The organism is Cellvibrio sp. (assembly GCF_046347455.1).
In the GTDB taxonomy this organism is placed as follows: Bacteria; Pseudomonadota; Gammaproteobacteria; order Pseudomonadales; family Cellvibrionaceae; genus Cellvibrio.
Genome location: NZ_JAXMGC010000002.1, coordinates 299,287 through 313,011 on the forward strand (window position 1 = coordinate 299,287; position 13,725 = coordinate 313,011).

Genomic DNA, 13,725 nt, shown 5'->3' on the forward strand with positions numbered 1-13,725 from the left:
GTTTACGGCAGGAGCCAATCTTTTTTATGAAATATATCGTTCGTCATAGCACCCGTTACCAATATGGTTTGTCAGTAAGCAATTGTTACAACGTTGCTTACGTATTACCGCGCAACACTTCACGGCAACAGGTGGACGCAATTGATATAAAAATAACACCGACCGCAACTACGCATAACACGCGGACAGATTGCTTTGGCAATAAATTTTTGCAGTTCTCGATTGAAAAAGATCACAACGAATTAGAGCTTGCTATTACCAGTACCATTAGCGTTCAAGATAAAGAGGCGAACATCAATTTAGATTTCGGTAGCCCCTGCAGTTATGTGAAATACCTTTTGGAAAATACCAAAACTATTGATTGTGTTAATGCTCGCGAATTTATGTTGGACTCGCCTATGGTGCAAGCGCAACAATATCTTGCGGATTACGCCACCTCATCGTTCAGCGACGAACGACCATTTCTTTCCGCAGTTATGGAATTAACTCAGCGTATTTACACTGATTTTACCTACGACCCCACTTTTTCTGATGTGGCCACACCACTAGCAGATGTATTCAAACACAAACGCGGTGTCTGCCAAGATTTCGCTCACCTTGCCATTGGCTGCTTGCGCTCTCTAGGTTATCCGGCACGTTACGTGAGCGGTTATTTAGAAACCTTACCTCCACCCGGAAAAGAAAAGCTCGTCGGTGCAGACGCAACACATGCATGGTTTGCCGTATATTCTCCTGGCGAAGGTTGGTTTGAATTCGACCCAACCAATAACACCGTGACTAGTGAACAACACATAACAACTGCATGGGGCAGGGATTATTCAGACGTAACCCCACTAAAAGGTGTTATTTTCGGCGGCGGCCATTCGCCGCAGTTATTTGTATCTGTTGATGTTCAGCGCGTCAACGAATGACCAGACATTAAACTCCTTTATTTTAACAGCTGCCAAATTTCAGTTTTTCGTATCTACAATTTCGTACATAAAGCAAACGAAAAGTTAGCTGCCATAGGAACACCTCCCTATGAGGGTTTACTTTGCTGTGAGCGTATGTCTTTTTTATTAGGCACACTTTTATTCAGTATTTCCCTGCCCCGAAAATTTTCTGTTTTTTACAAATCTTATTGTCGGAAAAAATTGCAAAAAAGCTTTAAATTTTTGAAATTAATTGGAAAATTGCCAATAGTTAAGGTTCTCACCCCGTGAGTTGTCTAGGCTACGCAAAACTATAGAGAGCTTAAAGCTCCGGCTTTTTTATTACATCCTAAAAATACATTATAAAAATAATGATTAAGGCCCGAACACGCCTAAACCCCATAATCTATAACTATTCAGGAATTAGCTATGAAAATGCTGATCAAAATTTCTGCTGTGTTCGGAATGCTGATGTGCTGGTCTGCTGCACCCGTAATGGCCGGACCGAGCCTCGGGTTACCGCAAGACATTATTTCCACCAAGTCCGCAACAGGTGCCTTCGCTTTGGTAACGCAAAAAGCAACTGCGCCACTGTGGTATGACGAACAGGATTACCCGGGCGTAAAGCGCGCTTTGAGTGATCTGCAAAATGATATTGAGCGCGTCACTACGCAAAAGCCTCTGCTAGCTTGGGAGCAACCCAAAACCAAAACGGTTGTAATTGTGGGTACCCTAGGGCACAACAACACCATTGATAAGCTTGTTAGTGCTGGCAAATTATCCACACAAGATATTCAAGGAAAATGGGAGAGCTTTGTTATCACTAGCGTTGCAAATCCTCTTCCGGGTATTGATCAAGCGTTGGTGATTGTAGGGAGCGATAAACGCGGGACCATCTACGGAATTTATGAACTTTCTGAACAATTAGGCGTTTCACCTTGGTATTGGTGGGCAGATGTGCCACCAAAAAAGCTCGACCAAGCCTATGTGCTTAAAGGGCGTTATGCATCTGGCGAACCGGCCGTGCGTTATCGCGGCATTTTCCTAAACGACGAGCGCCCCTGTTTAACGGGTTGGGCGCAAGAGAAGTTTGGCGGATTAAATTCTAAGTTTTACACCAAGGTGTTTGAGCTCTTATTGCGCCTGCGTGCCAACTACTTATGGCCTGCAATGTGGGACAACGCTTTTAATGAAGATGACCCTGAGAACCCACGCCTTGCTGACGAGTACGGCATTGTTATGGGTACCTCTCACCACGAGCCCATGATGCGCGCACATAAAGAGTGGACGACGCGCAAAGATAAAATCGGCAATGGTAAATGGAATTATCAAACCAATGGCGATGCACTGAAAGAATTCTTTCGCGAAGGTATCGCCAAAAGTAAGAACTATGAAAACCTGGTGACTGTGGGCATGCGTGGTGATGGCGATGAAGGAATGGCGTCATCCGGTAGTATGGAATCGGACATTAAATTGTTGGAAAAAATATTTGCCGATCAGCGCCAAATTATTGCAGAGGAGATGAAAACAGATCCCGCCAAGGTTCCGCAGCTCTGGGCATTGTTTACTGAAGTGCAAAAATTTTATGAGCACGGTTTGCGCCCACCGGAAGATGTAACCCTGTTGTGGACCGATGACAACACCGGCAATTTGCGCCGCTTGCCTACCGACGACGAGCGCAAACGGTCCGGCGGCGCGGGTATTTATTATCATATCGATATGCACGGTGGCCCTTTCGCATACCAATGGATTAATACCAGTCCCTTCACCAAGATGTGGGAACAAATGAATTTGGCGGCGGAATACGATGCCAAGAAAATTTGGATCGTCAACGTGGGTGATTTAAAACCGCTTGAATTACCCATTGAATTTTTTATTCGCATGGCCTGGAATCCAAAGGCCATGAACAAAGACAGCATTGGTGCTTATACCAAACGTTTGGCGGAGCGTGATTTTGGTCCTGAGTATGCAGCAGATATTGCTGACGTGATTTCACGCTTCACAAAATATAATGGTTGGAGAAAACCAGAGCTTATCGAACCTTCAACATTCAGCCTTGTAAATTACGGCGAGGCGGAACGTGTTGAGGCCGCTTGGAATGATGTGATTGAGAAGGCCGAAAAAATTTACGCGAAGCTGCCTAAAGAACAGCAAGCTGCGTTTTATCAGTTGGTTCTTCATCCTGCAAAAGCATCTGGGTTGGTGACGCAAATGAATATCGCTGCCGGTAAAAATCAACTCTACGCAAGACAAGGCCGTTTGCATGGTACTACTGAGCAAGCAGCGCGCGTGCGCGAATTGTTTAAGCAAGATCAAGCGATGAGTGATTATTACAACCAAACACTGTCAGACGGAAAATGGAATCACTTAATGGATCAGCCGCACTTGGGCCAATTTGATTGGCAGCCGCCGCGAGTCAATTCCATGCCGTTAATTTCTGAAGTCTTACCTATTAAAAATGCGAATTTTGGTGTTGCGATTGAAGGTGATGTTAACGCATGGCCCGAGCACTTCGGTGATGCCGTAATGACAACGTTCGAATCCTTTTATCCGCGTCGTTCTTACGTTGATATTTTTGCCGAAGGCACTTTGCCTTTTGAGTATGCGATTAAATCGTCGTCGCCTTGGGTCCTTCTCAAGAAAGACCCTGACTATGCGCCAGACCATCGCTACTGGGTTGACATAGATTGGAACAAAGCGCCTGAGGGCAAATCAACAGCGACGATTGAAGTGTCTGGCAACAGGGAAACGGTGAAAATTAAGGTGCCTGTTGTGAAAGCGACCAAAGCACAAGCGAACGAAGCCAAAGGTCACTTTGCAAGCTTGGATGGCCCAATCGCTATACGTGCTGTAGATGCACCGGTGAATAAAACAATTAAAGGTATTAGCTGGCAAACAATTCCCGATTACGGTCGAGAAGCGGCTGCTATGGAAATTTTCCCAGTCACCGCGGCGAGTATTTTACCCCCTAACCCTGCACCGCAATTGGAGTATCCCGTTTATCTCCCACGTAGCGGCAACTATGAAATTACCCTTCTATTAGGCCCGGTAATGGATTTAGTTCCAGATCGCGGTATGCGAATCGCCACTGCGATGGATAACGACGACTTCCATGTGTTGGATATTTTTGAAAACCGTCAGGCAGAAACTTTTGTGAGCCAGAACTGGTGGAATGTTTTTACCAAAGATAATGCGCGCTATTTGCGTACATCTTACAAAGTGGATACGGCAGGCGCTCACAGGCTGAAAATCGCAATGGTCGACCCAGCCATTGTTGTTCAAAAAATAATCCTGAGCGACAAGCCACTCGCTAAGAGCTATTTTGGTCCGGAACCTCGTAAACAATTGGGTAAATAGTTGTAGCGACTAATCTTCTGCCAAAGCCACAAGCTAAACGCACTGTATTTGTATAAAATGCAGTGCGTTTTTATTTTAGACCGGCCGCTCTACAAGGTCGGCGCTCTACCTGTAGCTCTCCACTATAATTCCAACAATACTAATCATCACCAAACGCAGGTCTTCCCTATGAATAAATTGAACACAAAACTCAGCTATTTGCTGCTTATCCTCAGCTTGAGCTTTTGCCAATGGGTTAAAGCCGAGCATGCGCTAATCGAGCATAAAGATGTCCAATGGTCTGAGGCCAAAGGTTTTAAATTGACGGCAGATATTTATGTGCCAGACGTCAAGAAAAAGAATTTACCGGTGTTGGTTGTTTATCACGGTGGCGGCTGGTTGCTCAATTCAAAATCCATCATGACTGATATGTCCAAATACATGGCGACTAAGGCCGATTTGGTGGTGGTAAACGTGAATTACCGTTTGCTGGTTGATAACAACAACACAACCACACTCAATGAAATGGTTGAAGACGCACTCGGCGCGGTGCTTTGGGTGAAAGACAACATCAAGCAATACGGCGGTAACCCCAATAAAATCGCCGTAACTGGTGATAGTGCAGGTGGTCAGTTAGCGGCGATGGTTGTTCTGGCTGGGCACAAACTCGAATCCGATGGGTTTGCGGGCGACACTCTCGGCTTCAAACCCAGTTATCTCCCTAAAAACAAAACCGCCGAACAAGTCGCTAAAAAAGACGGCGCACGAGTACAAGCGGCGGTGTTGAGCTATGCAGCATATGATTTGTACGCGGCGGGCAAAGGCGGCTTTGAAGCACCTAACAACAAATTCTGGGAATGGGCGAAAGCCACTCCTCGTGGCATGTTCGGCGTAGGTATTAGCGCTGACAACCACCCCGAATTCTACAAAGCGGTGTCCCCCATCTATTCCGTACCGACCCGCAAAGAACGCAAGCTGCCGCCTCAATTCGTTTATGTGGGCAGCAAAGACGGTTTGACTCCACCAGATGTAGCAACTCGTTTTGTAGATTTGTTGAAGCAAGCCGACCAGCCGGTAGAATTTAAAATCTACGAAGGCAAAGGTCATGGCTTCCTTGATAGCGGCTGTAATGAATACAACCACGGCTGCTTCAAAGAATTGGCAACACCTGTTCTCGATGATGCGATTGTGTTCCTGAACAAAACATTTAAATAGAGTTAAACGTCCCGAACAAAAAAGCCGCTCACTGGAGCGGCTTTTTTTTAACCAATATTTTTAGAATTGAATGGCCGAAAATAAAAAACCCCTGCAAAGCAGGGGTGAGAACTCCCGCAAGCGGGAGATAATGCTACCCCTGATAATCAGGGGGGAGTTAGCAAATCGATGGGTGAAAGATATAGAAAAAGAGAGGTTCAACTTTTAACTATTCAATGTGTTTTATTGAACATTGAGAAAGTTAAAAGATTTTTGCGATTTTTTCGGTATAAAAATTCGCCGTGTTTTTAAAGGGTTAAAAGCTTGTTATTGATGATCAACCTGAATAAAAACTTATGCGAATAAATGATCGGCCTTTGGCCAAAAATTATGAATTCAGAAAAAGAAAAACCCCCTGTGTTAAGCAGGGGGTTTTAGTTTCAACTTAGCTCAAAACAACTCTTAGAAAGACGCGTTCACACCCAAGGTTGCGATGTAACCGGTTTTAAAGGAGCTGTAAGTCGCGTTGTCGTAGGCGAACGTCATACGCAATGGTTCGTTGGTGATGTTAGATACGCTGAAGCTCACTTTTGGTTTGCCCATCACGTTATCAAACTCATAACTGGTAGAGAGATCCAGCTGGCCACGCGCATCAGTCATGAGCTCTGCACCCAACACGCCGTTTTGGTTTGGACCGGATGAAACTTGTTTATCGTTCCACACGTAGGTCAAACGAATAGACGCACCAAAATCTTCCCAATACGCGGTGAAGTTGTAGCTTTCAGGCGATACACCTATGGCTTTCGCCGGAGCACCAGCACCTTCGCCGCGTTGGTAAATGTGCGTGTAGTTCGCGTTAAAGCCAAAGCCGTGCAGTACCATGTCTAAAGGTTGTACCCAGGTCAACTCCGCACCTTCGATTTCCAGGTTACCCGGAGCGTTTACCTGCTGGGTTACGAGGATTGGTGCTAAATCTGGTCCGCCACGGGCATTGATTGCGGCTTGACGGCTTTCACCAATACTGTTGAACGGAATGGTTTGATCGCTACCAATACCAACAACCAGCTTGCTAAACGGAACGTTGAAAGTGTTGGATACGGTGAAGCCAGTCATTTGCTTACCGAAGAATGTAGCACCTACGTAACCTTCATCGCCGGTATACCACTCGCCACCGAAATCGATGTTAGTGGAGAGGTATGGAGACAACTCTGGGTTACCGTAGCTCGCGTTCTGCGCAGAAGGGTCACTGAAGTTAGTACCTGGCAGCATCGCACTTGGGTTAGGGCGAGTCATAGTGCGTGACGCGGCAAAACGTAAAACTACGTCGTCAGTTGCTTTAAAGGTCGCGTTGAACGACGGCAGCAAATAGTTGTAATTGACTGGCTTAGATACATAGAAGCGCTGCTCAGCAATAGCTGGAGTTGTTGCTGTTGCTGGTTGTGCTGCAATGGTTACTGGGCCAGAGATGGTTTGATCGGTATCTATGTAACGGCCACCCAAGTTGAAGTGCATTTCATGACCAACGACTTCCGCGGTGGTGTTGAATTCCAAATATGCACCTTGAGTTTTTTCTTCCATCAACGCCGTTGAAGCACCAGTCGATGAACCACCACCTTCTGGAGCTGAGTCTCTCAGGTTGTAGTAGTTAGTATCTGCTTTGAACTTGTCGAACTGAACAGTGATAAAACCAGGGCCTTTAGCCAGATAAGAGCTCAACTGGCTGAGCGGTACGCGTGAGTTAGGGTTCAAACCGTTACAGGCTTTGCGACCCGAAGTCGGTGTATTGCCATTTGCGTCCAAACCATCGCGGCAGACCACGTCTTCCCAGCGACCGCTGTTGTCGTAACCAGCGATTTTACGAGACGCTTTATCGTAGGCCAAACCAAACTTGATGTTATTTTGATCATCACCAAAGCGGTAGTCAGCGTGAGCGCCATCAGTCTCGGTGTGACGTTTTTCGTTAGAGATATTCAAACGGCCGCCGCTCCACCCCCAGCCTAACTCTGGGTTGTTGAAGTCAACTTTGCCATTAGCATCCTTCACATCAAAGGTTGGAACCTCACCGTTGGTGTAGTCAACGTAAATACCTTTGTTTAGTTGAGTAGCAACCATAACAGTAGGTGCTTCACGGAACCAATCACTGCGGCTACGGTTTGCTTGAACATCCAAGGTATGAGCTTCGCCAAACTCGAAATGCGCACCGGGGTTGATGTTGTAGAACTGAGCGCTTTCTTTATAAGGTCTTGCTTCCTGGAAGAACTGAACGTTTGCGAAGGTACCAGATTGCACCACGTTGTTGTCATCCACTTTCATGTTCAGTGGAATCATGGAGCCGTTACGACCAACCATGGTCATAGCCAAACGATCCACATCTTTTTTCACGTTGGTAGACATCACATCCAAATAGAATTTGGTTTGATCGTTTGGGCGCCATTCCAAAGATGCCAAGCCCGTTGTACGGCCGTCGGTACCGCTCATGTAGGCTTGACGACCCAAGCGTGGCATCAAAGCTTCAGAGATTTGAGTGACGTTTAAGCCTGGGTTTTTAGCCAATAAAAAAGCTTGGTCAATGATAGTTCCATCAACCAAGCCAGCGCCTGCGTTCACGGGAACCTTGCCGTTACCAAAGTTCGGGCTGGATGCATTTTGATCGAGACCTGCGAGTAACCAGTTGTTACTTCCAGATGGGTTACAACCGCCGGTAGTTGCCAAGGTTTGGTTTGCACCGGGTGTGGTGCCACAGATGCGGTGTGATGTGTTCAAGTTGCTGTAGCCGATTGTTTCATAACCTTCGGTTGCCAACTTCTTATCTACGTGAGAGACGCCGAGCAATACACCAAACTCATCGTTACGCCAGCTTCCGCTTGCGGAAATTTTGGGGCTGTTAGTGGATTGCAGTTCGGTATAGACGTCCTGAGCGCTAATGTTTGCGCGGAAACCGTCCTCTTTATAGTCGAATGGGCGTGCAGCGCGGATATTCACAATACCGGAAATACCACCTTCCAACATGCTCGCGGTAGGCGTTTTCTGGATGTCAAAACGGGTGAACAATTCGGTTGGAAAGAGATTTAAGTCCACTTCGCGGTTTTGGTTTTGAGTATCGATGGTACCTGAAGTCGCTACTGCGATTTGTGAGCCGTTCAACAGTACCTTGGTGAAGCTGGTGCCCAAACCACGCACCGATACGTTAACGCCTTCACCGAATGGATCGCGATTGATTTGTACACCGGGCATACGATTGATGGCTTCAGCGATGTTGGAATCCGCGAACTTACCGATATCTTCAGCAAACACAGATTCCACCAATGCGGTAGATTCACGTTTTGCGTTGGTGGCGCTTTGCAAACTGCCTTTATAGCCCGTGACAACGATCTCCTCAGCCTCAGCTGTAGTCGACTCCGCGGCATTAGCCATAGCGGCAATAACACTCAAGCTCAGCAGGCTTAGGTGAAATATGGGATTTTTTTTCATAGGAAACTCCAATTTATTATTGATTATCGTAAGTAAAACGAACCGCTGACCCGTAGACGTAATAAAGGTAGGGTTTGTTGCTCATGGACTGGATGAACCAATTTGGCCATCAACCGATGTCTGATGAGAAACCCGGTCAGTCGCTATCTGGCAACCGTGTTCATTATATAGCGACTACTAGAAGACTTGTATACTAGTCAGCATGATTAAAATATAGAATGATGCGGAAAGCCGTTTCAATTTTTTTACGGTTTTCTTGGAATTTTAAAAAGTTAAAGGAATTTTGCGTTTTTTTTGCTGATGAAAATTGGTTGATAAATAATCTTTTGGGGCTGACGTAGGTAGACCGACAGGTTTGTGCGGAGCAGGAGGAATTGTGATGTATGAACAGCGCTAATACGGCAATATCGCAGATGAAGGATCCAGGCTTAGGCGTCTGGCTTTTCGGAAAGGCTAAAGTCCTTGAAGGTTTTGGGGGCGCAATTGTAGGTGGCTTTGAAGAGCTTGTTAAAATAACTTACGTTGTTATAACCCACTGCATAAGCAATTTCGGAAACGTTCGCATCTTTACTTTCAGATAGCAACCGAGCTGCCTCGGTGAGGCGCAACTTATTGAGATAGCTGCTAAAAGTCAGCCCCAGCTCTTCTTTCAGAATGTCATTAATCTTCGCTCGGTTGATTCCCAAGCTAGTGGTTAAAGTATCGATACTGAGTTCAGGGTTGACGTACTCGGTTGCGATGTAGTTTAGAACAGCGAGTTTTTCCTTATCTTTCTGCGGCTCAATAGAAAGCTTTTTGTAAGCAATAAGTGGTTGATCTTGCTTAAGTTTTTCTTTCAGATCTTCAATGAGTACCGTGGTATAGCGACGGAATAGCCAAATGAATCCCAATATCCAGATAACCGCGATTAAGGCGCTGGTTGCGTATATATGTCCGTAGTCCCGCCCCTGCAATTTGACGTCCGACAACTTCACATGAATCTTGGTGTTTGACGGCGTGTAAAGTGAGTTTGTCCAGGCGAAACCTAGGACTTTGTCCTGATGGTAACCTGTATCACCTAACTGATAATGGTTTCTTCCCAACCACCAATCTGGGGTGAATATTTCGTCAAGCGGGATGTTGACTGTCGTCCAATCGTCGTTACACACAAATGCCTTTGAAGATACGCGACGAGTCACTGGATCATTCAAATCGGTAACTTTGTCGTCAAAGCTAAACAAAGTAAAAACCAGCACGTTTCGCGGGTCGCACATAATTTTGAAGGATATGTTGCGATATTTGGACAGGTCTACAATTTTGTACGGCTGGACTGCATCAGTGAACGCCATGGAATAGTGAACGTAAGGGAAGGATTGCTGTGGATCGAGCGAAAACTCGAACTCAATCGTCCCGAGTTCTTCCTTCAAACTTAAGCTTGTTTGGCCATTAGGTGCTCGAGGTTCTGTGGATGTTCGCCACATGAAGTCTTTATCTCTGGCGGGGAAAAGAGATGTGTCCAAGCGGGACTTGATGATGCCTGCATAGATCAGCGCCCCAGAGATGACGAGTAGGGCTAGCAATAAGATGGATGCATTTCGGTAAAACTTGAGCATCTAGGGCGAAACCTTAAAAACGAGATTATTATTGTTGTCCTGAGCGACGTGTAGTTTAATCACAGTACGCGATGGTAGCGCTACCATGTATACAAGGTAATCGTCATATATTACGTCATTATGTTGTCCGATCCAATGACGGCTTGTGGTTTTAACGATCAACTCTAAAATTATCGCCATAAAAAAGGCGAACTAGCAACCTAGTTCGCCTTATTAGATTTATTAGGCTCAAACGAAGCGACTTTAAAGCGCCAGTTTGCTGCCCGCATAGAACATCATCAACGCAAGCGCAGGACGGAGATACTTTTCAGCGGCGCGATGGGCAAGGTGACTACCCAGATAAATGCCCGGCAAAGAGCCAATCAGCAGGTTAACCAACAATCCCCAATCGACATTGCCGAAGCTGGCGTGGCCTATGCCTGCGACTAAGGTCAAGGGTACCGCGTGAGCAATTTCAGTTCCTACCAAGCGCACTACAGGGAGCAGAGGATAGAGTAGGAATAAAGCAACTGTACCCAGCGCGCCCGCGCCAATTGACGTGAGGGTAACTATTACGCCCATAATTAGACCTACGATAACCGTCGCAATATCCTGTTGTTTGCGATTCATGCGAGTGATCCAGACATTGTTGTTGTGGCTGAAATCCATGATTTTCTGTTTGAACAGAATCGCCAATGCTGTCAAAAGCATTGCCCAACCTAAGGACTTTTTAATCACTTTGTTAACGGTGGCGGTATCGAGCCCGCTGGCGTGGAGTGCCCAAAGCGTAATCAAGGCTGCGGGAACGCTACCCAATGCGAGCATGAACGTAATGTGCCAATCGATGTTGCGCTTCTTGTTGTGAACATGGATTCCGCCTGATTTGGTGATGGCCGCATACAGCAAATCTGTGCCTACTGCGCTTGCTGGGCTAACGCCGAAGTAAAGCAAAATGGGGGTCATCAAAGAGCCGCCGCCCACGCCCGTCAAACCAACCACGAATCCAACAAATAAACCGGCGAGCGCATAGGGATACTGAAAATCCATAAAAAGAAAAGCCTTAATGTTTGTTTTCGGTCATTTTCTGTTGATATTTCAACAGGGTGCGCAGGGTAACAGCAAGGCTTAAATTTTTAAAAGGCCAAAAAGTTTGGAGGTTATGCATTTGAGATATATGACGAATTGAACAGAGCTAAGGCCTGGGAGGCGAGTTTTGTATGTCGTTAGAGTGAGTTGCCACAACAAAGATAAACGGCCCTGAATTACAGTCGACCGTTTAGTCATGCAGCGTTAAATGAACCAACAACTAATCGTTAAGAATTACGTTTATCGCGTAAGTATCAAATGTGTCCATTGCGTTGGAATAAATTTGCAGTTGATGGATGTTTTTTAACATTAGATTAAATACACCTGCAGTAGGGCTATCACTGTTAGGTGATCTAACCACAAATGATGCAACATCGGTTAGTCCCTGCGCGGTAAGGGTTTTTGCTTTGACGGTAATATCCAATTGACCTGCGCCGCCGTCACGACTGATCGATATTGAGCTCAAATCAAAAGAACTATTAGTAACAGCCGTCATTTGAAACCCAACGCCGCTGATTGCTTTAGCTGCTGGTATGGCCGTCGCGGATCCGGTGAAAGTTTCATCAAGGCCATAGCCGGTCCAATTAAATCCTTTGTAGGTTGCAGGAATATCGACCTGGCCAGAGGTTCCTAAATCAGAAAAATCAATAACGATTGGAGTTGGCATAATTAAATCCTTCTATATATTGAGTATGTAAAATCGACAAAACTCTACGCCTTAACAGCAGCAGTCGCAAGTCGACCGCGCGTTCTATTTGCGTTTGTCGCATGAATCATTTTGAGAAGTATTTATGAGCACCGATTTTAATTTCAGGCCCGTTTTGAAGGGATCGTCTATTTATTTACGCCCCTTAAAAGCAGATGATTTTGAGGCGCTTTACGCGGCGGCTTCAGACCCCAATATTTGGACTCAGCACCCTGAGCCTACGCGTTACCAACGCGATGTTTTTGAACATGGCTTTTTCAAAAGCGCGGTGGAATCGGGCAGTGCTTTCGTTGTTGTGGATAAGGCCAATGAGCGCATTATAGGTTCGTCGCGTTTTTACGAATGGGATAGGGAAAAAGCAGAAGTTGCTATAGGATTTACATTTTTAGCGTGTGATTATTGGGGCGGAGCGACTAACGCAGAAATGAAACAACTCATGCTGCATCACGCTTTTAAATGGGCACGCTTAGTGTGGTTGCATATAGGTGTCGATAACTGGCGGTCACGCAAAGCGGCTGAGAAAATCGGCGCAGAGTTTTCCCATGAAGAGCGAAAAGAAATTAACGGTCGTATCCGCGAAACAGCATTTTATAAAATATTGCCGCTATCAAACTTATAAACGAATATCTGAAAAAACTAACAAGGCTTACCGAATGAAAAAGATTATTTTATGGTTTATGAGTTGTCTATTTTTCATGGCACCTCTCAGCTACGCAGACAGCCAGTTCAAATTGCTAGTGCTCGCCATTCCCAATAAATACCACTACGAATATATTCCAGTCGCTCGTGAAAGTTTGGAAAAGCTGTCCAAGTTGCATTCATTTGAATTTACCTGGACGAATAAACCAGAAGTGTTTGAAGGTGATCTGTCGCAATATGCTGCGGTGGTATTTTTAAATACACCGGGCGAAGAATTGAACGAAACCCAGCGCAAAAAATTTGAAGACTATATGCGCGCAGGCGGTAATGCGGTGATTGTGCACCGGGCGATGATTACAGCGGCGGGGGCTTGGCCATGGTATGAGCAACTGGTAGGGCGTACATTTAAAACACACCCCATCTTGCAAACGGCGGTGGTGAATACTGCTGATAAAAAGTTTCCTGCTACCTTCGGTATTCCAGAGCGTTGGATTTGGAGTGATGAATGGTACGAATTTACTAACCCCTACAACATAAAAATTAACGCCATCTTAAATGTGGATGAAAACTCTTACGATCCAACCAAAATTTGGCCGGGTCAAGTTGCAACGGGCATGGGGAAAAATCATCCGGTAAGTTGGTATCACCTGTACGAGCGTGGGCGCGTTTTTACCTCGGCGCTTGGGCACAATGTGGAAATGTACAAGGATCCGCAATACCTCAACCATTTGTGGGGCGGCATTTATTGGGCAGCAACAGGAAAAGGCATTCAGCCGTAACCGTTGAAAATAGCCACACCTGCACCTGAGCA

The 13,725-nt window shown here is 45.8% G+C and carries 9 protein-coding genes; 5 read left to right on the top strand and 4 right to left on the bottom strand.

Features of this window, described 5'->3' with window-relative positions:
• The first annotated feature begins 26 nt into the window (after nt 1-26).
• The 3 genes from U1F02_RS05185 to U1F02_RS05195 all read left to right on the top strand — a co-directional run bounded on the left by U1F02_RS05185 (nt 27) and on the right by U1F02_RS05195 (nt 5,462).
• Nucleotides 27-911, top strand: coding sequence for a transglutaminase domain-containing protein (locus tag U1F02_RS05185; RefSeq protein ID WP_409989302.1), 885 nt, complete (start codon nt 27-29; stop codon nt 909-911).
• 429 nt (nt 912-1,340) lie between these two features.
• The gene (locus tag U1F02_RS05190; RefSeq protein ID WP_409989303.1) at nt 1,341-4,268 is read left to right on the top strand and encodes a glycosyl hydrolase 115 family protein; all 2,928 of its coding nucleotides are present in this window, start codon (nt 1,341-1,343) and stop codon (nt 4,266-4,268) included.
• Nucleotides 4,269-4,436: 168 nt separating this feature from the next.
• A complete protein-coding gene (locus tag U1F02_RS05195; protein ID WP_409989304.1) occupies nt 4,437-5,462 on the top strand; it encodes an alpha/beta hydrolase in 1,026 nt (341 codons plus the stop codon).
• Nucleotides 5,463-5,903: 441 nt separating this feature from the next.
• Here the strand turns inward: U1F02_RS05195 and U1F02_RS05200 are convergent, their stop codons facing one another.
• The 4 genes from U1F02_RS05200 to U1F02_RS05215 form a co-directional block, all read right to left on the bottom strand.
• The gene (locus U1F02_RS05200; RefSeq protein ID WP_409989305.1) at nt 5,904-8,912 is read right to left on the bottom strand and encodes a TonB-dependent receptor; all 3,009 of its coding nucleotides are present in this window, start codon (nt 8,910-8,912) and stop codon (nt 5,904-5,906) included.
• Nucleotides 8,913-9,340: 428 nt separating this feature from the next.
• Nucleotides 9,341-10,504, bottom strand: a complete 1,164-nt coding sequence (locus tag U1F02_RS05205) for a helix-turn-helix domain-containing protein (protein WP_409989306.1) — start codon at nt 10,502-10,504, stop codon at nt 9,341-9,343.
• A 243-nt stretch (nt 10,505-10,747) separates the two neighbouring features.
• A complete protein-coding gene (locus U1F02_RS05210; RefSeq protein WP_409989307.1) occupies nt 10,748-11,530 on the bottom strand; it encodes a sulfite exporter TauE/SafE family protein in 783 nt (260 codons plus the stop codon).
• A gap of 259 nt (nt 11,531-11,789) precedes the next feature.
• Complete coding sequence (locus U1F02_RS05215) at nt 11,790-12,236, bottom strand: hypothetical protein (protein ID WP_409989308.1); 447 nt, start codon at nt 12,234-12,236, stop codon at nt 11,790-11,792.
• Between the two features lie 124 nt (nt 12,237-12,360).
• Between U1F02_RS05215 and U1F02_RS05220 the strand changes: the two genes are divergently transcribed.
• Both U1F02_RS05220 and U1F02_RS05225 read left to right on the top strand, forming a co-directional pair.
• Nucleotides 12,361-12,894 carry a GNAT family N-acetyltransferase gene (locus U1F02_RS05220; RefSeq protein ID WP_409989309.1) on the top strand — a complete coding sequence of 178 codons (534 nt, stop codon included), beginning with the start codon at nt 12,361-12,363 and terminating at the stop codon, nt 12,892-12,894.
• 34 nt (nt 12,895-12,928) lie between these two features.
• Nucleotides 12,929-13,693, top strand: coding sequence for a ThuA domain-containing protein (locus U1F02_RS05225; RefSeq protein ID WP_409989310.1), 765 nt, complete (start codon nt 12,929-12,931; stop codon nt 13,691-13,693).
• Nucleotides 13,694-13,725 lie beyond the last annotated feature (32 nt).

Bases quoted from the DNA above. Each gene is read 5' to 3' on its own strand.
- U1F02_RS05215 (WP_409989308.1), bottom strand. From the start codon at position 12,236: ATGCCAACTCCAATCGTTATTGATTTTTCTGATTTAGGAACCTCTGGC.
- U1F02_RS05225 (WP_409989310.1), top strand. From the start codon at position 12,929: ATGAAAAAGATTATTTTATGGTTTATGAGTTGTCTATTTTTCATGGCA.
- U1F02_RS05185 (WP_409989302.1), top strand. From the start codon at position 27: ATGAAATATATCGTTCGTCATAGCACCCGTTACCAATATGGTTTGTCA.
- U1F02_RS05190 (WP_409989303.1), top strand. From the start codon at position 1,341: ATGAAAATGCTGATCAAAATTTCTGCTGTGTTCGGAATGCTGATGTGC.
- U1F02_RS05200 (WP_409989305.1), bottom strand. From the start codon at position 8,912: ATGAAAAAAAATCCCATATTTCACCTAAGCCTGCTGAGCTTGAGTGTT.
- U1F02_RS05205 (WP_409989306.1), bottom strand. From the start codon at position 10,504: ATGCTCAAGTTTTACCGAAATGCATCCATCTTATTGCTAGCCCTACTC.
- U1F02_RS05220 (WP_409989309.1), top strand. From the start codon at position 12,361: ATGAGCACCGATTTTAATTTCAGGCCCGTTTTGAAGGGATCGTCTATT.
- U1F02_RS05195 (WP_409989304.1), top strand. From the start codon at position 4,437: ATGAATAAATTGAACACAAAACTCAGCTATTTGCTGCTTATCCTCAGC.
- U1F02_RS05210 (WP_409989307.1), bottom strand. From the start codon at position 11,530: ATGGATTTTCAGTATCCCTATGCGCTCGCCGGTTTATTTGTTGGATTC.